This is a genomic window from Leptolyngbya sp. DQ-M1 (genome assembly GCF_039962505.1).
In the GTDB taxonomy this organism is placed as follows: Bacteria; Cyanobacteriota; Cyanobacteriia; order Leptolyngbyales; family Leptolyngbyaceae; genus Leptolyngbya.
In genome coordinates this window covers 295,278-314,903 of sequence record NZ_JAMPLJ010000006.1, presented here as the reverse complement: position 1 = coordinate 314,903, position 19,626 = coordinate 295,278, and the positions used below count along the sequence as shown (strand labels likewise).

The window sequence follows — 19,626 nt, the reverse complement described above, 5'->3', positions numbered from 1 at the left end:
GTCATTTATTCCCGGTTTCGGAAGGAGATTTTTGGAGCGTAAGTTACAAAGTTTGTAGTTTTTAATTTATGTTCCGAATTTAATGATCTACTACTGTAGGATTTTTTGCATCCTACAAAATAACAATCAAATTATGCCCCGTCTTTCTGAATTACATCCCCTGCTTTACCACACTCGTATTCATCAAAAACGCTTGTTTCGTCAAATGAACGATCGCTTCCAAGGTCGTCAATTCGCCGAAGAAATCTGCACTGAATCCTTACCCTTTAGTTGTGTTAAACATCAATCGTTATTGCGGCGGAAGTTAGGTGATTCTGACCCAAGATTGCAGGAAAATAAAATTACGAATCTACAGCTTGCACACCGAACGATCGATGGAATTGTGATCCAACCTGGTGAAACCTTCTCGCTCTGGAACTGTGTCGGAGAGGCGACCGCACAAAAGGGTTATGTTGAGGGAATGCAGCTTTCGCGTGGAGAAGTCAAAACCGGGATCGGTGGCGGTTTGTGTCAATTAGCCAACCTTTTATATTGGATGGCGCTTCATACGCCATTAACCGTGATTGAGCGTCATCATCACAGTTTTGATCCCTTTCCCGATGAAAATCGTACCTTACCCTTTGGTAGTGGAGCCGGGATTTTTTACAACTACATTGATCTTCGATTTTATAATCCCACTGACCAGCCGTTTCAAATCCGAGTGTGGCTCACAGAAAATCATCTAAAAGGTGCAGTTTACACTGATCCAAATTGGCCCTATACCTATCATGTCTTTGAGCGGAATCATCGCTTTATTCAAAAGAACGATCGCGTTTATCGTTCCAATGAGATTTGGCGATCGCGCATCGATAAACGCACCGGAAATCATCTAGATGAAGAACTTTTAATTACAAACTTTGCTGAAGTGAAATATGCGATCGACTTATCTGAGATCACTCAGAAAGAAGCCCTGATTTCAGAATCAGGTGTACTATAAGAGCTTGTAGCGCGAAACAAAGACGCATGAGTTCAGCCGTACAGTTTGGATTGATTTGCTTTTTGGTATTCTTTGCTCTATCTCAAGTCTTTCAATGGGCGCAAGAACTGACGCTGCCTCTGCCATTTTTTATCTTGGCGGGAGCAGCTTTATCGATCGCCTCAAACTTCGATCGACGGGCAGGATTTCCCTTCAACTTAATCAATCTTCCAACACCTGAAGCGCCTCCAGTCGAATCCCCAACCCTCACTCAATCCTCGACCCCAAAATTCCCCCGCGAAGTCTCCTTCACCATCCGCAAGCCTGAAAAACAGGATCAGTAAACTGCTCCCCTCTTCCGTCACAATGGATTCATAGTGACGTTCATTTCTCTGACCTTTATGTTTAACCGCTTCGTATTGGCGTTTGTCGCGATCGCGCTCTTTTGTTTCACGATCGCACAACCCGCTTGGGCAAGTCTCGACGACGATCGCTTTGATGGCGAAATCTTTGCGCTTTATGCCGGAAACGGCTCACTGGTGCCGCCAAAAGTCACGTTAGCGGATGCGTTCAACCAGAAAAAACCTGTCCTGATGGTGTTCTACACCGACGATAGCAGCGACTGTAAACGTTACTCCAGCGTCGTTTCGCAGGCGCAAGCCTTCTACGGTCGCGTGATTGACATTATGCCGATCCGGGTCGATTCGCTTCCTGTGAAAGACAAGTTTGACCCGAAAGAACCTGGCTACTACTACAAAGGCTTTGTGCCGCAAACTCTGGTCTTTGACCAAAACGGCAAAGTGCGGCTCAACGAAGTCGGAACCATCCCTTACGAAAAGATCGATGATGAATTCCGAAGCATTTTTGATCTTCTGCCACGATCGGAGTCCGTGATTCTCAAACGCCGTCCGGTGAACGAAATCAACACGGAGCTGGTTCCGCAGACGAAATAACCTTGATCCTTAAGAATCACGTCAAGAAAGCCCACACGAGCGGATTTCCTCGATAAGATTTCGAGTAGGACACCTAGCCCCTCTTCCTGAGATGCCCGACACCTACAGCACTGAGGAACTACTCCAAATTCTGTCACGAGAGCGGCAAGCCTGCATCAACGGGCAACGCTTAAATCTTGCCGCAATGCCGTCTGGAATTAATCCACTGCTCGATCGCTTTGTTAACTCAGACGGCATCCAGCGCTTTACGGCTTACCGCGACTTCCGGAGTGCCATTCACCAGTACCAGATCGAGCATCAAGTTTCGGGCATCGTCTGGACGGCTCTAACGATCGAAGGTAAAACGTGCCGCTGCCCCAGAATCCACGAGCAGTTAATTAGCTTGCCGTCTGATTTGGCAATTCTCAAAGCTGAGAAAGCAAAGATGATCGAATTTTGGCGCTCCGTCACGATCGGATTTGATTCTTATCTGAGTCTGAATAGCGGCAAACTGCATCAACGGGTGACTCAGGAAGACATTGAGCGAATTGATGCGCGATCGGAGTGGGCAGTCTTGAGCCAGCAGGGAAAAGCGGAAACCCTAGAACTAATCTTGCAACTCGGTTGGGGTAAGCCTGAAGAAGCTGTTTACCGTCGAGGATTTCCAGAGTCAGGCAGTGAATATATTCATGCAGTGCGACCGGGACGAGTGCCGATCGGGTGATGGCGCAATTTTTGATCCCAATCAAACGTATCGCTATGCACTTTAGCGGTCTTGGGATTCTGCGCCTCGCGTTGGTTTTGTCCTACTGAACCCGAATCCAGCGAACGCAGAACACAATGATCCAACCATTCGGCGCTGTATTGGATTTGCAAAACGCTGGGACACTACCTTAGAAGTAGATAGCATTAGAAGTAGATAGCATTGAAAGCTGATATTTCTATTCCAGAAGTATGTAGTAACACGCCTTTAAGGTGATAGAAAGAATTACCTGATGCTAATCTTTCGTAGAAGTTTTGTGACAAGCTTGTGTCAGAATTCGCTACTTGCCTGATAAACTACACTCAATAAAATAGTTTTTGTCACTAGAATAAATTTTATTGAGTTGAGTTAGCCTTACAGTGAAGTTTTTGCTAATGTTTTAGGCAGAGTCTGTTCTAGTGATACTTAGCACCCTCATCAGCATTTTTTACTCATATTTTTTCGCATTTAAGCATTGATTCAGCGCCATGAATTTCGCCCTTAGTTTTATCAAACTGTTCTGCGATCGCGCAGTCTTCGGTTCTGGAAATCCTGCTATTCCGCACACCTCTGCCGACAGGTCAATCTAAAATGGCGGGCGAAAAAATTGCTATTGTCGAAGATGAAGCGATTGTTGCACTTAGTTTGCGAGCGCGATTAGAAGCCGCGAATTATGCGGTCACTGGAATTGCTGACTGTGCATCTTCCGCGCTATCACTTGTTAAAAATACGGCACCCGATCTTGTTCTTTTAGACATCAAATTAAAAGGCGATCAAACCGGAATTGACATCGCTCAAATAATTTACGATCGCTGGCGAATTCCAGTGATTTTTCTCACAGGTTATCCTGATCTAGCCATACTTCATTCTGCCGAAACAGCAGATTTATTCGGCTATTTAGTAAAGCCAATTGATCCCATTGCTCTCTATGGCGCAATCAAAATTGCACTGCAAAAGTATCAGTATCAACAGCACCTTGAAAAAGTCATTCAGGAACGCACGACTGAATTAGAAATCATGAGTCTGTGCTTGCAGCAAGAAACTGCAAAATCTCAACGTCTAGAGAGCGAAATTCCCCAAGCCCTCGACGAACTGCACGCCCTCAAATCACGACTTGTCACCACCGTTTCTCATGAACTTCGTACACCTTTGGCGATCGTTCTCACTTCGGCTGAATTGATCGAGCGGCTCGGTGCAGACTGCTCATCAGAACGACGATCGCGCTATTTCCAAAAAATCCGCGATGCGATTCAAGCCATGACAACCATCTTGACTAACACGCTAACCCTTGAAAGAACGAACGCAGCTACACTCAAAGCGCAGTCCGCTCCCTTCAATCTGCATCAGTTGTGTCTGGAAATTCTTTCTACTGTCGAGCCTCAGTACCGCATCCAGTCTCGATTTTTTGGTGAACCACAAGTTAATCTTGATGCTGAGTTGTTCCGGCTGATTTTGACTCATCTGCTCAGTAATGCGCTCAAATTCTCAGAAGAAGACATCGATTTAGAAGTTCGATACTGCGGAGATCGAGTGACGCTGATCGTGAGCGATCGCGGTCTAGGCATTCCACCCGAAGAGGTGGCTCTGGTGTTTGAGCCATTCTATCGAGCAAAGAACGTGAGTACGATCGCGGGGGGCGGCTTGGGTCTCGCGATCGTCAAGCAATGCGTCGAGCTTCATGGCGGCACGATCGCAGCGCAGAGCGAATTAAGGCAAGGAACGATCATGCGGATCGAATTGCCGATCGACGCAACAGTCTAAATTGAAAGCCGTTTAATTATTGCCCTCAAACTACTTGGTAAGAAAAGCAAAACGTTGCCCAAACACTGACATCGAGCGCAAAAAGCTCAGAAGCGTTAATCCAGGAGGATGTGCCGCTTGCACAATGAAGATCTTGTAAAACTGCTTGTGCAACCTCAAGAAAGTTAGGCAAAGAGCGCACAAATCCTGTTCCTGAACCGAGTACTGCCTGCGCTTGCTGAAACGGAACGCGACTGCAAACTAGATAAATTTCAGCGAGTCCAGAGGGAGCTTGAATAATCCAATCTGTAAGAGACTGCGGAACGATCGCGGCTTCGCTCGGCGCGATCGACGTTTGCGCCTGTCCATTCTGCATTGAATTTAACAGAATACCTGCTCCTTGGTGATCAAGCCCCAACACCAAAAAATGAATCGGACTCAACTCTCCATTTTCAATCCGTAGCCGAATCGGAGTTCCGACAGGAAGCGCAAGAACTTTTCCATCTGAAGGCATAACCGTTGCCGCAGACGATCGCTCGGTGTGTTGCGCTGCTACCTTAACATCGTTGACCTCAAGCGATGCTCGCACCGCCAACTCAGAAACCGTAGAATTTGTGGTTAAGCTCAGCAGCTTCGCCCCTAAAAGCGTTTGCAGTCGTGGTGCAAGGCGGCGAACCGCTAACTTTATGGCTTCACCCGATTCACCCGATGTGCCTACGATCGCGTCCCGTCCTTGCGAAAATAAGCCATACCTCGCAGGTGGAATCGTGCCTTTCATCGCATCAGAAGTCAGCGCTGCCACTTGAGTCGTTTCCTCAACTTTGCTGAATAGATAGTCTGCCGCTTGTTCTCCCGCGATCGCGGCTGATACTCTTGGCAATCCAGACAGCGCACTCACCGCATCCACCCGCTCAACCCGATTCAAAGCGGCATCGATTGCGATCTCTAATTTGACATCCTTTGCAAAGGTGCGGATTCTTTCTCGAACTCGTTGCCCAATCTGTAAATTTGCTGATTCAGTTAGCAATCGCGCTTTTGCAACCAATCCATTACGCTCAGCAATTTGTAACAGGGGACGATCGTCCGTTTCGACCCGCAGCACCGCACCCGGACTATACGCTTCTAACACTTGTGGCGGTAGTCCTCCCAGCCAGAGTTGCACTAGCTTATCGTCGATCTCCCTGATTACCCCATCTGCGGGTGGTTGAATCGCGGCAACGTGGAAAGGTTTAAGGGGACGATCGCGGTTTTTTTGCCCTATTAATGTTGGCTGTTGCCTGCTATCCACCCGTTTCGCAATCAGTTCCGAAGCTTGTTGCAGGCTAATCCGCAAAGTGGTTTCGGGTGCTGCTTGCCACAGTTGTTGCGTCAGCGCATAAGTAAACAATCCTGCAGTAAACCCATTCCACAGCGATTCTGCCGTCAACTGTTGGTCTGTTGCAGCCGAGAGAACAACTCCGGGCAGTTGTCCCGATCGCCATCTCACCCGCGCTTGAGTGCGATCGAGTCCGGTACTGGCAAGCAGCGTTTCTTGGAATTCCAGTTCTGCGGCGATCAGTTGAGAAGCTGGGTCACTGGGGCGCGATCGCAGCTTTAAGTTACCGCGCTGTGAATAGCCAGGATAAAAGTATCCTGCATCCAGAACCGTTGTGACTTGTGAAGTTGCAAGCGATCGCAGCAATAACAATAAGGTGTCTTGAGAAAGCGCGTTGGCGATCGCGTCTTCTTTTGGATCATCTACCGTTAGCAAAACAGGCTGAATATCATCTGCGGTCGTACCCAGTTTTTGTAAGCTGCCAAATCCGCTAAAGTGAAACACAACCACATCATCGGGTTGCGCTTGTCGAGTCAAATGCTCTATGAAATGCGTTTCGATTTGCGATCGCGTGGCTTTCTGGTTTGTGAGAACCACGATATCACTGGGATGAAACCCAAAGCGATGAATTAACAGTTCCCTTTGCAATTCCAAATCGGTTAAACAACCATTTAACGATGAATTGCGATATTGGTTAATCCCAACCAAGAGCGCGAGTTTGCGCGGCGTGGGCTGTGCCAAAACTCTAGCCGCACGACCGAGTAAGAGTTGATCGACTCCCCAGGCTCCGCAAAAGATTCCGGCTGCTTGCAATAGCGATCGACGTTTCATGCCCTGATCCCGCGCCTCTCTTTTTCAGAGTAGCAGGTTGAGATTCTTCTCGGAACCCGCATCGATCTGGATCGCTTACGTTTTGCTTCGATCTTTTGCTGTACTGAGAATAAGCCGATACACTGCAAGGTCAGGTGTATCATGTAAGCCGTTTAATCGGTGTCAGGGAGAATCATCAATGGGTTTACCTTTTGTTTTAGAGATTGCGATCGGATTGGTGTTTACCTATCTAATTTTGAGTTTGTTGGCATCAGAGATACAAGAGCTAATCGCAACAGTGCTGCAATGGCGAGCCAAACACTTAAGAGACTCGATCGAGGTGCTGCTTGGAGGCGGCATTCATTCCCCAGAAGAACAGCGCGTTCGGGATTTAGTGGCGCAATTGTATGATGATCCTCTGCTCAAGAATGTCAATCAAGAAGCAAAAGGCGTAATGGCGCAAGGGTTTCGGAAAATTACTCGCGCCCTGGTTCCCGGAAATCGACCTGGAGCGTTTGGCAATCAAGCAACAGGCCCGTCCTACATCGCCCCGGAGACTTTCGCAACTTCGCTGATCGAGCGTTTGGGTGTGAATTCAATGGTCGATAAGCTCTCAGCAGTGCGATTTGAGAAATTTGTCGATCGCATTGCGGGGCATTATTGGGTGAATCAGTATGGAGAAGTGGAATTGCCCTCGGATGACACCTTTAAGGATGGCTGGGAGCGCGGCGCAATTCGAGAAATCGCTGCCAAGTCAAATCAACCGAGCCTGAGTGCCGATCAAAACTTCCGCTTGCTGGTTGAAGATTACGATCACATCCTCAAAGCTTATCAATCTGGACAAGCCGATCTCGAAACGAGCATTGCGCGACTCGGAGAAGGATTAGATGCTTACATCGCTGCTTGCTCCAACTTAGATCAAAGCTTTTCTGACACTAAGCTGTATGTGCGGCGATTGCAGTCTTATAAATCAAGCCTATTTGGTCAAAACAACGATCGCGCCGTCCTCGCTGGCGGATTGAGACCGAGCATTGCCGAGATTGCAGAACTCGTCAATCAAGGTACCACGACGCATCAAGAAGTCGCTGCTGCTTACGATCGCATTGCCAATCAAGCTCGCCCGATCGAGGCTCAGGTGAATGCTTCACTCCGGTCTCAGATCGAAGATTACCGCATGGGGCTTGATCCGAATGCTCTGGATCAACCGACGAAATTTGAAGACTTAGACTATGGCCTCCAGCAGATCTTTCTCTCAAATGCAGTGAAGGATCTCACCCCGGAAGAGCAGAAGATGTATACAGAGTATCAGTCTTATAAAAAGATTCGCGATGGACTGAGCCGTCTGCCGGATACAGTGAAGGAAAGTATGTCAATTTTGGCGCGACGGGCACAAACGCGGGTGCAGAGAACAGAAAACGAGATTAATCAGTTTCGCGATGAGGTTGCGACTTGGTTCGATCGATCGATGTCTCGCGCTTCTGGAGTGTATAAACGCAACGCAAAAGGGGTCGCGCTTATACTCGGTCTTGCCCTAGCGACGACGACAAATTCTGATACATTTCATATCTCCAGTCGCTTAGCAGGTGATGACAGTCTACGACGCGTCATTACGAATCGTGCTGCTCAAGTGACAACTCAGAACGCTCAAAATCCGGTGATTACTCAAGCACAGCTTAATGAGCTAAAAGCCGCAACTGATCAAGCGCTGCAAGACATTCCGTTTCCGATCGGCTGGAGTCCAGCTAATCTAACGCGGCAACTGGGCTGTCAGACCGTTTCTGGAACTGCCGCAGCCTGGAATGATGTTTATAACCGTTGTTTCACGTCCCAGCAATCTGTTGCTGCTTCAAATCCGCTGAACCTCCTGCTGGGTCTGCTGCAAATGATTGCAGGCTGGGCAGTGAGCGGACTTGCGATCGCGATGGGTGCGCCGTTTTGGTTTGATTTACTCGGTAAGTTGGTGAATGTTCGCAATTCGGGTGGCAAACCAAAACGTACCGCTGAAGAAGAACAGAGAACGAATTAGGGCTGAACAAATTAGGGTTGATACCGAATCAATTTGTTGATGCGACAGATCCTTCGCCCCCTAAATCCCCCATACTGGGGGACTTTGAGAATCCGAAACAGATTTGGCTTGAAGTCCCCCACGAGTGGGGGATTTAGGGGGCTTCCAAGATCTGTCGCACTCAAAAATCAATTTGGTATGAACTGCGATCGTAGGAGCGACACGATCGCAGTTCAAAAAATTTACCGAGTAAGTTTCTTTACTCTGGTTGATCACAGGATCATTTTTTCCATTGCAATTTGCAAATCTTGAGTTAAATCAGCAACCGCTTGTTTAGCTGCACGACGACTGCTTTGATAAACAGCAGCCCGATCGCTAACTGAAATCGGATCGCCAATAGTCATTAAAACTGATTGTTTCCCTAACTTAGGTCGCTTAAACGCATTGCCGCCTTTAATCCGCGTAATCATATCCCACAACAGCAGCGTGGTTTCGGCAAAGCGATCGAGCGACGGTTTTTCCAGCACATACTTTCCGGTCACAGCAACAAAACTTTCAACCAGTCGCATATGCCAAATTCTTAAGCTCGCTTCTTCAGCAACGCGATCGGCAAGTCCGCGATCGACCGGAGGAATTTCGCCCAGTTTGAGATCTTCGCGGAAGATGAGATCCCAGGCTGCCTGCTCTAGCCGACGACAGCGATCGATCACATTGCCTTTTGTTTGCAAGTTAAAATACTGTTCTGCCACCGTCAAAGCGGCATCGAGTAAAATCTCAAGCCGGAGTGCCAGTCTTGCATTCGGTTCAGCGTTTTCAACGGAGGGTAAATCCTGGTGATAAAACCTTCTGTAGAATGATTCCATGACCGTTAGCATATGTTCTGAGATCGCGTACAATCTCGCATAACGATCTGAGGTATTCGGCTTAATTCCTGTGTCTGCTTCTAGCGATTTCAAAAGCTGATCTACAGGTTTCCAATCTTGTTTCACATAGTGGTATTGAATTCCAATTGGAACAATCACAACTTGTTCTGAGCGATCGGCTTTCTGCAAGTCCTCAACGCACCAAAAAGCCATTTGCGCGATACCGGGTTCGAGCGGGCTAACAATCTCGTTATGTCCGTTGGTTGCGCCTTCTGGGGCTGCCATTAGCGGGAATTGTCCATTTGTTAAGAGATCGCGGGCGGATTTTAATCCGACACGATCGAGCTTGCCCCGATGAATAGGAGTGCCGCCGAGTTTAGAGTACATCCAGCCGATGTGAGCACCCGCCCACAAAGGAATGCCGCGATCGTACATAAAGTGGGCGTGAGTGGGAGATTGGAGCCGAATTCCTGTTTGGCGTGCCGTTCGCGGTAAAAGATAGTGAACCAGATACATCAAGCAAAACGGATCGTCTGCACTGGGATGCCGAAAGGCCAGCAATAGCCGGATCTTTCCAGCTTGGAATTGCTGATACAGTTCTGCAAGCTGTTCGACGTTCACCGCATCGATTTTGGCGATCGAGGTTTTGCGACGCATCCACACTGGAAGGATCAATCGTGCCACGCGCAGGATGTTGCGATCGAGGTCAGGCGGGATGAATTCTAAAGGTGGCTGGACGAATTGACGCGGGTGCGGCACGATCGGAAGCTCCTACAAAAACAAGATATAAACACAAGCGATGCTTGTATCTTAGAGGCGGTTTTTTCAGTTGATCACACTGGCGTTACAGATTGAAAAGCGGCTCAAAAAATGAAATTCAACTTCAATTTCCATCCGGTTTCAGTGCGGATCAATTCGATTTGACGAATAAATTCGCGAAAGTAAAATCGGCGTTCTGCCTCGGATAGATCCAGCCAAAATTGCGGAATCGAAACCGTTTGCGCGATCGCCTTCAAATTCACGGGCGGTAGCTGAGACACTTTATTTTGTAGTTCCGCAATCTCGCTCCGAAGTTTGTACGATCGCAGGTCTGCGGTTTCCGCATCTAGAATTCCGGTTTCAGTCAATGATGGGATCTGATTTAAGATGGCTTGCTTTTGCCCGATCGCGCCTTGAATGTTCGATTTGATTGCATCAATATCTGGAGTCCCCATTTCTGAAACTGCGCGGGGTAAGTCTTCACAAATCTGATCGATCGTGCATTGCAAAATTTCTTCGTAGGCAATTCCTTTACATTGTTTAGGACATTGCATCGGGCGTAGATATAAATATTCTTTTTTGCCTTTTTTGTGCGATGTCACTCGCGTTACGGTCATGCCAGATTGACAATCGCCACAGGTGACAAGCCCCGCCAGCGATCGAGGAGCGCTGGCAGTTCGAGCAGGCAATCGGCGGTTGCGTCGGAGTAAGCGATCGATTTGGGCGGCTTCGTCGCGCGACAAAATTGCGGGATGCGTATCGGGAATCGTTTCACCGGTTTGGTATTCTAAATCGCCTCGATACACCGGATTGGTGAGCCAGCGCTGCCCCGTGGAGACGGAAATTTTTTTGGCGTATTTCTTTTCTAAAAATCGAACTGCACCCCGTAAAGAACCATACAGCAAGAAATGATCAAAGAATTCTTTAACCACAGGAGCAGTGGCGCGATCGAGAATATATCGGTTGCGACTGCGCCGATATCCGTAAGGGGCTTTTCCCGGTGGCGCAAGGCTTTTGATGCGGTTACGGGCATGACCTTGGCGGATTCTTCGGCTTTTCTGATTGTGCTGTAGCTCCTGTAATTGTTGTAATGTCGCCGCTGATAACTCGTCTGATTCAACAGAAATCACTTCAACGTTAAGAGATTCGAGTTGAGTTAAACGATCGCGAATCTCTGCAATCGAACTTCCCAGATCTTCAAGTCGTCGAATGAGTAATTGCACCGTTTCAGTTTCACAATCCCGAAGCAGTTGATTGAATTGAGCGCGATCGACCGTCTCACCCGCAAAATCCTGATAGATCTGATCAATCTTCTGTTCCCACAGCGTTGTATTTGGCGTTTCTTCCAGTAGAGGATCGCTGTAGAGATAGGCAATCACTTTCATGTTAGAGATTATGCTTCTCCCAGTTCAACAATATTGTGATCAGGATCTTTGACAAACAATGCAGCCCGACCCGATGCGCTCATTTGAAATTCGCAATGATGGGCAATTAACTGCTGTTTCGCGGCTTCCAAATTTGCCACCGAGAATGCTAAGTGCCGATTTCTTCCCCACTTTTCAGCATTTAAAACTTCCGTCGCCCGGCTCGAATCAGCAATCAGATGGATCTGAAACGATCCAATTTCGTACCAAGCCCCCGGAAACTTCAAGACGCGCTCAACCTTTTGCAACCCCAACACCGTGCCATAGAAATGCTCGGATTTCTCTAAGTCAGAAACAACGATCGCAGCGTGTAGAAATTGCGTCAATTGAATCATTGCGCTCGGTTGAAGTGAGGGGGATTATTATACGGATTATAGGGCGCGGGTTCCGATTTAGCAGACGGTTGCTCTGCTGTCTTAAAAATGTTGACAAATAGAATATTGCGAGCGCGATCGACACAGCCAATAATGTCAGGATTTCTTGTGCCTGTCGGCAACTGAAAATAATTTGAGCGACCCGGCTGCGGAAAATCATCGCGGTTGCTCGTTCCTCCCGGACGCGGAAAATCAAAGCCATCTCCGGGTAAGGCTCTAGCGCGGCGAATCTCCGAGCCACAAAGGTTAGAATGGTCTCCCGCTTTTCTCACCCGAATCACAATTTGGCTGTCGGTTGAGGATTGGCTGAATTGTTCAATTAATAAATTCTGAGGAATGCCATATTCCTGTGCTTTAACAGCAGCGGGAATCAGCGCCGCAGTCGTCATCAGTAGAACCATTAGTTTACGTTTCATAACGAAATCCTTTTAGAAATTGAATGAAGCGGATTAAGGCGATCGATCTGAGTTAAAAGATCTAGTAATCGTGGATTTTCGCTGCGATTGGGTCGGCTTTTTGCCCCCTAAATCCCCCACGAGTGAGGGACTAAGAGAAGAGGAATTCCCCCGACTTGAAGAAACCTTCTAATCTTCAAAGTCCCCCAGAATGGGGAATTTAGGGGGCTAACCCGAATCCACAAACGCAGCGATCGCTCTCACATCAGTTCAGTAGGAATTACTTCAGCGAGTTATGCAGGCTTATGCGATCGCGTCACGAAACTTTAGAAACGTTTTCCACTTTTTTGCAGTTTGAAGGCGATCGAGCTACCACTTGGGCGATCGATGCTCGGTTGCGACGCAGTATGCAAAAACGGATGGAGACAGCCTCCGGATCGTCAGAGTTTTGGGCATTGTATTGGTACAAATTCTGGCGAGAATCCTGCGATCGCGTGTCGATCGATCATCTCACCGCATATCTACAAGAAACCTGCTACTGGTCAGCGCACAAAATGTTGCTGAGCTTTGCGGCGGTGCAATACACGCTACCGGACTGCTTTCAAGTTGCGATCGCCAAAGTTGAGAAAATCTTACAGAACTTTAATCCACAACACGGATTTAATCTGCAAAACTATGCCAGCGCGATTTTCTCAAGCACAATCCGAGACACGCTGCGCCAACGTCAAGAAATTGATATTTGTACAAACTGGGCATTACTGAGAAAAGTCAGTCAAAAACGCTTAATCGAGTCACTTGAGAATGCAGGATTATCATCAGGAGTGATCGCATCCTACATCCTCGCGTGGAACTGTTTCAAAACACTCTACACTCCACCCCAAAACGCTTCTACGCGCAAACTCCCGCGCCCAGATGAGCGAACCTGGAGCGCGATCGCTCATCTGTACAACAAAGAGCGCGAATCTCTCCCGGAAGCCTCATCTCCGGCGATCGAGAAATGGCTTATCGCTTGTGCAAACTCAGCCCGAAACTATCTCAACCCCTCGGTCGTTTCCATCAACACGCCCAAACCCGGATACGATTCCGGTGAATTGCTAGACGATGTGCCCGAAAGTCCGCGAGAATCTTTGATCTCTGATCTAATCGCTGAAGAAGAACTAGAAGAACGGCAAGACCAACGATCGCAAATTAACCAAGTCCTCGAAATTGCGATCGCTGAACTTGATGCAGAACTGCGATCGATCTTGCACCTCTACTACGCAGAACGCTGCACCCAGCAGCAAATGGCAACCCGCCTCAATATCAAGCAATACACGATTTCTCGTCGGCTTACCAAAGCCAAAGAACTCCTACTAAAATCCCTTGCCGCTTGGAGCCAAACCACGCTGCATATTTCCATCACCCCTGCCCTACTTCAAACCATGAGCGCAGTTCTCGAAGACTGGCTGCAATCCCACTACACTCCCTAAGCGCAATCCCTAACAATCCCTAAAATGTATGTCCTTCGATCTTTTTCTCGACACCGATCCCGTCCAACTCCAGCAGCCCAACTGGACTGCTTATCTCAATCAGCTTTCTCTCACAGCGCTGCTTCCTTGGTTTGAGGCAGAATCATCAAATGTGCGGCTCTCACTCAACACCAGCGCCCGCCAAAGCATCTGGGCATTCGTCACCGGAACGGCTTTCACCGTTAACGGCTTTCGATTCGTCGTGATTCCAACTGAAGCGATCGACCACGACGAACTCCGCATTCCCCAAGAGTGGATCGATTTACCCGTTTGGGCAGGCGACTATTACCTCGCGGCACAGGTTGAACCCGACGAAGGACGAGTCAGCATTTGGGGCTACGCCACCCATCACACGATCAAAACTCAGGGCAGATTCGAGGGGAGCGATCGCACCTACAGCCTCACCGCCGATCAACTCAGCAATCCCGAAATTCTCTGGCTCACTTCCGAGCTATGCGCCCCGGTTCTTCGAGCCGAAGTCGCGCCATTACCTGCGATGTCGATCGAGCATGCGAATAATTTGATCGATCGCGTGAGTAATCCCGATATTCTCATGCCGCGCCTAGCGATTCCGTTCCCATTGTGGGGTGCATTAATGGAGCATGGTGGTTGGCGACAACGGTTGCATCAATCTCGTCAGGGTCTAGCAATTCAGCCCTCGATTCTAGAATGGCTGCAAACCGGAATAACGAATCTTTTCGGATGGGAGCGGGTCGAGCTTCAGCCAAGCTACGCCGCCGCCCGCAGCACAGAGCTTGAGACTCCCACACTGGCTCTATCTCGCTTGCTAGAAATTGCCGGACAATCCTATGAATTGCGCGTGATGCCACAGCCTGACGAGTCGTGGCGGCTTGAGCTGAGCAATACGCTACCGGGCGGAATGATTCCGGGCGGATTTAAGCTGCGCTTGTTAACCGAGGATTTACAGCCCTTTGAAGGCAATGAGGCGATCGCACCAACAGCAGTAGAATCCTTGTCGATCGACGTTGCCTTAGAACCCGGAGAAGGGATTGTCTGGGAAACCGAACCAATCGCAGCGCAGTACGATCGAGAAATTCTCCAGTTTTAGCACGGCTGCCATGCATTCTCAGCGAGGTGAGGCTGACGCTCAAGCCCTACAAACGACCTGGATACTCGATCGTGCGCGAGGCGATACCGTTTTCAGCAAATCACAGCCCACGAACCTGAGAATACTACCTAACCTAGAAGAATAGATTAGTCGGTTCTCGGTTCTCGGCTGTTCTAACTGTCCTCATCACGATTTGCGGGTTGCGGACGCTGGAAAAAATTCGCCACCGTTTTCAGCGTCACAGGTTCGCGCTCTCGACGGCGTTTGCGATGATTTAAAGCAGAATTGGGACGCTGGCGTTTGCGCGATCGCGTCTGTTGCTCGACACCTTCATCTGATCGGCGCTTGCGGGGTTCGATGTTCTCGTCTTTTGTCAACCACCAATCGACAATAAACCCGCTTGCCAGCCCCCCAAGCGCGCCTAATAAGATGCTAAATAATGCAGGGTAGCCAAGCCCGTAAAAGCTAATCAGGAACAATAGCCAAATCTGAAGCCCAACGGCAAAGCCTTTAGAAACTGGTTCTCCTTTCGCAGCCACAATGGTTCATCCCTAAAACGCTTCTTGAGAATACAGCGAATTTAGCCCGATCGTGCTTCGCTGGCTGCTTTTATTATGGCGAGTTTTAGCGAACCTGCTGCAAGGACGATCGCTCTTAACGATCGTCCGTCTCACTCTAAGCTCGAAGTGAACTCGGCAAAACCCGACTCAAAATCACATACAGCACTGCTGCTGAAACCACTCCGTTAATTGGCGCAATCCCAAACCCTGTTGCACTAGAGAACTGGGCAATCGCAGCCGCGACCCCATAAGCAATCACACCTGCCCAATTAAACGCAGGGAGCGGTGATTCGAGCGATGGGAAACTTCCCTTACGGGAAAACCAATAATCCGCCATGATAATGCCTCCCACTGGAGGAATCACCGTTCCTAGAAAGAGCAGAAACGGAATCATCTGTCCGTAGATTCCACCTAGCGCAAGAATCAATGCGAAGGTTGACCCCCCCAACACAAAAGCGGTTCGCTTTGAAGTACGGAAAAAGTTACTGCCGGCGATCGAAAACGCATAGATTGTGTTGTCCTGAGTTGTCCAGACGTTCAGGATCAGTAGAATTAATCCACCCAGCAGCAATCCTTGTTTTGCCATCGCTTCGATCAAATCATTGGTACCGTACACCAAGGTACAGAATGCACCCGCGAAGATGAGCAAGCCATTGATCAACATAAACGCAGACAAGGTACTCCAGACTGCATTCTTGGTTGAATCTGCGTAGCGGCTCCAGTTTGTTGCCTGAGTTCCACCAGAGATAAAGGTTGCAATCACAACGGCGATCGCTTCTGTAAAGCCAATTGACTGAGTTGGAACTAAAGCAAACAGATTGCCTGCGTCTCGAAACCCGATCGACAGACTTAAGGCAATCAGAACGAGCATGGCGGGGACGGCTAATCGGCTTAACCAGTCCATTGCCGTATACCCCAGATAAGCCGTCACACAGAACGCATAGGTGAAAAACGCGATCGCAAACCACTCTAGCGATTCTGGCAGATTCAGCAACTTTAGCAACGCATCTGCAATAAACGCATTCGTCACCGCATACCAACCGATTTGGGTAAAACCCAAAATAAAATCGACCCAGCGCGACCCGATCGCCCCGAAGCTAAATCGCGCCATCAGCACGGTACTCAACCCGCTTTTTGCCGCGATATAGGCGAGTGCAGCACAGTATGACCCTAATGCCACATTCCCGATGACCATCACCCAGAGCATATCCGCAAAGCGTAGCGATGATCCGAGTTTGCCCCCTGCAAGCAGCGTCGTCGAAGTCAGCGCAAACCCCATTAATAAAGGAGCCAACGACCAGATCGGTTTACGATCGGACAGGGGCACGGCAGACAAGGGATAGTCCTGATTCGCCTGTGAGCGATCAGGGACTTGTGATTCACCAATAAGACTCATACGAGAATTCGCCTAGTAAAGATTCCCGATATTCTGCAATACTTAGGCAAATCTTAGGGTATTAGACGTTACCGCAAAACGTTGCGGTAGAAAGCAGGCTTTCCGCTAACCACACTGCCCGCGCTGTCTTAAAAAGTGATCGCATAGCACGAGGGCAACCATCGCTTCAACCATCGGAACCGCACGCGGCAACACACAGGGGTCGTGTCTACCTTTCGCTGCTAACGTTACGGCTTCCCCGGTATTGGTCACGGTCTTCTGTTCCTTGCGGATGGTTGCGGTCGGTTTGAATGCTACACGAATGACGATATTTTCTCCGTTTGAGATTCCGCCTTGTACTCCGCCCGATCGATTCGTCACGGTGCGAATTTTGCCTGCTTCATCGGTGTAGAACTCGTCATTGTGTTCGCTTCCGGTCATCAGCGTTCCGGCAAATCCCGAACCAATCTCAAATCCCTTCGTCGCGGGCAGAGACATCACTGCTTTTGCTAAGTCTGCCTCTAGCTTGTCAAACACAGGCTCACCCAATCCCATCGGAACGCTACGCGCGACGCACTCGACCACGCCGCCGATCGAATCTCCCTGCCCCCCGACTTGCTGAATCAGATCAATCATTCGTTCTGCACAGTCTTGATCTGGACAGCGCACAATGTTGCTTTCAACTTGCTCTAGTGTGACCAAGTTCGGATCGATCGCAGCTTCGAGATCTTTAATCCGCTTAACGTACCCGACAATTTCAATGCCGGATTGCTGAAGCACTTTCTTAGCGATCGCGCCTGCTGCGACTCGTCCGATCGTTTCTCGCGCCGACGATCGTCCGCCACCTGCCACCGCTCGAATGCCATACTTCGCATCGTAAGTTGCGTCGGCATGAGAGGGACGATACTTCACTGCCATATCGCTATAGTCTTGCGATCGCTGGTCTTTGTTGCGTACCAGAATCGCGATCGGCGTGCCCAGCGTTTTGCCATCTACGATGCCTGAGAGAATTTCACACTGATCGGCTTCATTTCGCGGAGTCGTAATTTTGCTTTGACCGGGGCGACGGCGATCGAGTTCGACTTGAATTTCTTCTGCAGATAGCTCGATCAACGGTGGGCATCCATCGATTACGACACCGACACCGCCGCCGTGTGATTCCCCAAAGGTGCTAATGCGAAATAAATGTCCAAACGTACTGCCCATGTTGATCTATTGGTTGATCCATTAATTGCTTAAGGTTTCGATCGTACCGGAAAACAGCCTATCGCAAGATAGATTCTTTGGGGTTGTGCATCTTTGAGGCTTTAGGGTCGTCTGTAATAGAAAGAGTCTAATGCGTTATTTGTGATGTCTTACTTAAAAAAATCAATTGCATCATGTCTAGGAATCGGGATTGCGCTTTTGGTCGCGAGTTCTCCAGCGATCGCGGCAAAGCGAGTTGTGCTCAAATACAAAATTCTGCGCGAGTCAGTTTCGGTTGAAGAACTGGCTCAGTTTGCTAGAACCGGCGAGGCTTCCAGGGATTTGAAAACTTATCTTCGGCTCTCGCGTCAGAATCCTCAAGCGGTTCAACAAACCTTGACTCGACCAATCAAGGTCAACCTAGTTTTGCTCGATCGCGTTCTCAATAGCCCGATTGGAAATGGGGTTCTCGATCAATTGGGGCAGGGAATTCAGACCTCAAAAGGTGGAGCTGAACGCCAAGCGCTACGGGCTGCTTTAGTGCTGTCTGCTAGCGGAGACGGAGCGATTTCAATTATTGAAATTCTGCAAAACTATCCAACGGAAGACGTGGTTCTCGATGGTGATCGGATTGAAGGAACATATCGACAGTTGAACGAGTTCGCCGATCGCTTACGTCCGCTAGAACGGATTCTGCGCTAAAAACAAAGCAGTCGATCTACAACCGGATCGACTGCTTTAACCGAGATAAAAGCCTGTTAATACGCTAAGGTCTCAAGCGTTTCGCGCAAATATTGATGTACCAGCGCATCTAAATCGATCTCCTGGAGGCTGCGATCGAGCTGCCACCGCTGGAACCCCGAACTTTCTGAGATCGCAAGCTTCAGACTTTCCCACATTTGAGAATCACTGAGGTGAGCTGGGTCGGTCGGATTTGCCGAAAAGGGAGAATTTGCCATGAGATACCTTGGTGTGAGAGAGCAAGCAGACCGTTCAGGCTGAGAGCAGAAGCAATAGTCTAACAAAGTCTGCCTTGTACTTCAGCATAGCTTAGTTATTTGTAGTGTCTGTGTTACGGAAAACATTTTAATACTGATTAATACTGATCGTAGTTTCACTGGCTCAAAGAAACGTACAAGAAAAGGAACAAGAAAGGTGGCGCAACCTTTGAGTCACGCCACCTGCTAACCTTCACCTACAAACCTTGAATCGCGCTTATGCAGAGACCATCTCTCGCAATTCTGCCTCTAGAGCGCGTAATAGCTTCTCATCGCCGCGCTCTTTTGCCGCCTGCATTCGACGGGTCACGTTGCGCTGAATCGTGATGCGGTGAGCATCGCTTACCGAGGGCGATCGCCGCACAAGACTCAACCGCCGGAATTTCGTCGGAGCTTGCAGGGGTTGTACTGTACTGCGGGGTCGCGGTGCTTCCGACCAGTCTGCACGAGGAATATTCATCTCAGCGATCGTCTGACAAGTCCAGCCTTTGGGAGCGCGGCGATCCTGCATTTCTGCTTCGGTGACTTCGATGCTCGGAGCAGAATATTGATAAGATTGAGCAAAACGGGAGTGGCGCATAAGAAAACTCAGAATTTTATCTAACTGACTTGCTCTA

General features: G+C 48.9%; 20 protein-coding genes and 1 pseudogene. 11 read left to right on the top strand and 10 right to left on the bottom strand.

Annotated features, from left to right (window positions below):
• The first annotated feature begins 133 nt into the window (after window positions 1–133).
• The 6 genes and pseudogenes from NC981_RS19675 to NC981_RS19650 all read left to right on the top strand — a co-directional run bounded on the left by NC981_RS19675 (window position 134) and on the right by NC981_RS19650 (window position 4,390).
• On the top strand, window positions 134–976 hold the full coding sequence (locus tag NC981_RS19675; RefSeq protein WP_348244485.1) for a VanW family protein: 843 nt from the start codon (window positions 134–136) through the stop codon (window positions 974–976).
• A 26-nt stretch (window positions 977–1,002) separates the two neighbouring features.
• Window positions 1,003–1,299: a hypothetical protein gene (locus NC981_RS19670; RefSeq protein WP_348244484.1), complete on the top strand. Its 297-nt coding sequence runs from the start codon at window positions 1,003–1,005 to the stop codon at window positions 1,297–1,299.
• A gap of 57 nt (window positions 1,300–1,356) precedes the next feature.
• Complete coding sequence (locus NC981_RS19665) at window positions 1,357–1,908, top strand: thylakoid membrane photosystem I accumulation factor (protein WP_190378187.1); 552 nt, start codon at window positions 1,357–1,359, stop codon at window positions 1,906–1,908.
• Between the two features lie 91 nt (window positions 1,909–1,999).
• Window positions 2,000–2,611: a hypothetical protein gene (locus tag NC981_RS19660; RefSeq protein ID WP_348244483.1), complete on the top strand. Its 612-nt coding sequence runs from the start codon at window positions 2,000–2,002 to the stop codon at window positions 2,609–2,611.
• Window positions 2,612–2,669: 58 nt separating this feature from the next.
• A pseudogene (locus NC981_RS19655) lies at window positions 2,670–2,810 on the top strand (DUF1643 domain-containing protein); the annotation flags it as partial.
• Window positions 2,811–3,220: 410 nt separating this feature from the next.
• Entirely contained in the window at window positions 3,221–4,390 is a 1,170-nt protein-coding gene (locus tag NC981_RS19650; protein ID WP_348244482.1) for an ATP-binding protein, read from the top strand.
• Window positions 4,391–4,415: 25 nt separating this feature from the next.
• Here NC981_RS19650 and NC981_RS19645 read toward each other — a convergent pair whose 3' ends face one another.
• Window positions 4,416–6,515, bottom strand: a complete 2,100-nt coding sequence (locus tag NC981_RS19645; protein WP_348244481.1) for a caspase family protein — start codon at window positions 6,513–6,515, stop codon at window positions 4,416–4,418.
• A gap of 178 nt (window positions 6,516–6,693) precedes the next feature.
• Between NC981_RS19645 and NC981_RS19640 the strand changes: the two genes are divergently transcribed.
• Window positions 6,694–8,520, top strand: a complete 1,827-nt coding sequence (locus NC981_RS19640; RefSeq protein WP_348244480.1) for a hypothetical protein — start codon at window positions 6,694–6,696, stop codon at window positions 8,518–8,520.
• 251 nt (window positions 8,521–8,771) lie between these two features.
• On the opposite strand, the gene NC981_RS19635 is transcribed toward NC981_RS19640, so the two are convergent.
• From NC981_RS19635 to NC981_RS19620, 4 genes are all read right to left on the bottom strand, one after another.
• The gene (locus NC981_RS19635) at window positions 8,772–10,121 is read right to left on the bottom strand and encodes a 1-acyl-sn-glycerol-3-phosphate acyltransferase (protein ID WP_348244479.1); all 1,350 of its coding nucleotides are present in this window, start codon (window positions 10,119–10,121) and stop codon (window positions 8,772–8,774) included.
• A gap of 104 nt (window positions 10,122–10,225) precedes the next feature.
• Complete coding sequence (locus NC981_RS19630) at window positions 10,226–11,506, bottom strand: recombinase family protein (protein ID WP_348244478.1); 1,281 nt, start codon at window positions 11,504–11,506, stop codon at window positions 10,226–10,228.
• A gap of 8 nt (window positions 11,507–11,514) precedes the next feature.
• Window positions 11,515–11,877 (bottom strand): VOC family protein, encoded by a 363-nt coding sequence (locus NC981_RS19625; protein WP_190378432.1) that lies wholly within the window; start codon window positions 11,875–11,877, stop codon window positions 11,515–11,517.
• Window positions 11,877–12,335 carry a hypothetical protein gene (locus NC981_RS19620; protein WP_348244477.1) on the bottom strand — a complete coding sequence of 153 codons (459 nt, stop codon included), beginning with the start codon at window positions 12,333–12,335 and terminating at the stop codon, window positions 11,877–11,879. The genes NC981_RS19625 and NC981_RS19620 overlap by 1 nt, the downstream gene beginning before the upstream one ends.
• 284 nt (window positions 12,336–12,619) lie before the next feature.
• On the opposite strand from NC981_RS19620, the gene NC981_RS19615 reads away from it, so the two are divergent.
• The 3 genes from NC981_RS19615 to NC981_RS19605 are packed head-to-tail and all read left to right on the top strand — an operon-like array spanning window position 12,620 to window position 15,036.
• Complete coding sequence (locus tag NC981_RS19615) at window positions 12,620–13,783, top strand: sigma-70 family RNA polymerase sigma factor (protein WP_348244476.1); 1,164 nt, start codon at window positions 12,620–12,622, stop codon at window positions 13,781–13,783.
• Between the two features lie 28 nt (window positions 13,784–13,811).
• Window positions 13,812–14,891 carry a DUF1822 family protein gene (locus tag NC981_RS19610; protein WP_348244475.1) on the top strand — a complete coding sequence of 360 codons (1,080 nt, stop codon included), beginning with the start codon at window positions 13,812–13,814 and terminating at the stop codon, window positions 14,889–14,891.
• 10 nt (window positions 14,892–14,901) lie between these two features.
• The gene (locus NC981_RS19605) at window positions 14,902–15,036 is read left to right on the top strand and encodes a hypothetical protein (RefSeq protein ID WP_348244474.1); all 135 of its coding nucleotides are present in this window, start codon (window positions 14,902–14,904) and stop codon (window positions 15,034–15,036) included.
• Between the two features lie 28 nt (window positions 15,037–15,064).
• Here NC981_RS19605 and NC981_RS19600 read toward each other — a convergent pair whose 3' ends face one another.
• The 3 genes from NC981_RS19600 to aroC all read right to left on the bottom strand — a co-directional run bounded on the left by NC981_RS19600 (window position 15,065) and on the right by aroC (window position 18,032).
• A complete protein-coding gene (locus tag NC981_RS19600; protein WP_348244473.1) occupies window positions 15,065–15,430 on the bottom strand; it encodes a hypothetical protein in 366 nt (121 codons plus the stop codon).
• Window positions 15,431–15,566: 136 nt separating this feature from the next.
• On the bottom strand, window positions 15,567–16,847 hold the full coding sequence (gene codB / locus NC981_RS19595; RefSeq protein ID WP_348244472.1) for a cytosine permease: 1,281 nt from the start codon (window positions 16,845–16,847) through the stop codon (window positions 15,567–15,569).
• 105 nt (window positions 16,848–16,952) lie between these two features.
• A complete protein-coding gene (aroC, locus tag NC981_RS19590) occupies window positions 16,953–18,032 on the bottom strand; it encodes a chorismate synthase (protein WP_190378199.1) in 1,080 nt (359 codons plus the stop codon).
• Window positions 18,033–18,176: 144 nt separating this feature from the next.
• On the opposite strand from aroC, the gene NC981_RS19585 reads away from it, so the two are divergent.
• A complete protein-coding gene (locus NC981_RS19585) occupies window positions 18,177–18,713 on the top strand; it encodes an alpha/beta hydrolase (RefSeq protein WP_190378200.1) in 537 nt (178 codons plus the stop codon).
• 56 nt (window positions 18,714–18,769) lie between these two features.
• On the opposite strand, the gene NC981_RS19580 is transcribed toward NC981_RS19585, so the two are convergent.
• Together NC981_RS19580 and NC981_RS19575 are read right to left on the bottom strand one after the other, a co-directional pair.
• Window positions 18,770–18,970, bottom strand: coding sequence for a hypothetical protein (locus NC981_RS19580; RefSeq protein ID WP_348244471.1), 201 nt, complete (start codon window positions 18,968–18,970; stop codon window positions 18,770–18,772).
• A gap of 256 nt (window positions 18,971–19,226) precedes the next feature.
• Window positions 19,227–19,589 (bottom strand): hypothetical protein, encoded by a 363-nt coding sequence (locus NC981_RS19575; RefSeq protein ID WP_348244470.1) that lies wholly within the window; start codon window positions 19,587–19,589, stop codon window positions 19,227–19,229.
• Window positions 19,590–19,626 lie beyond the last annotated feature (37 nt).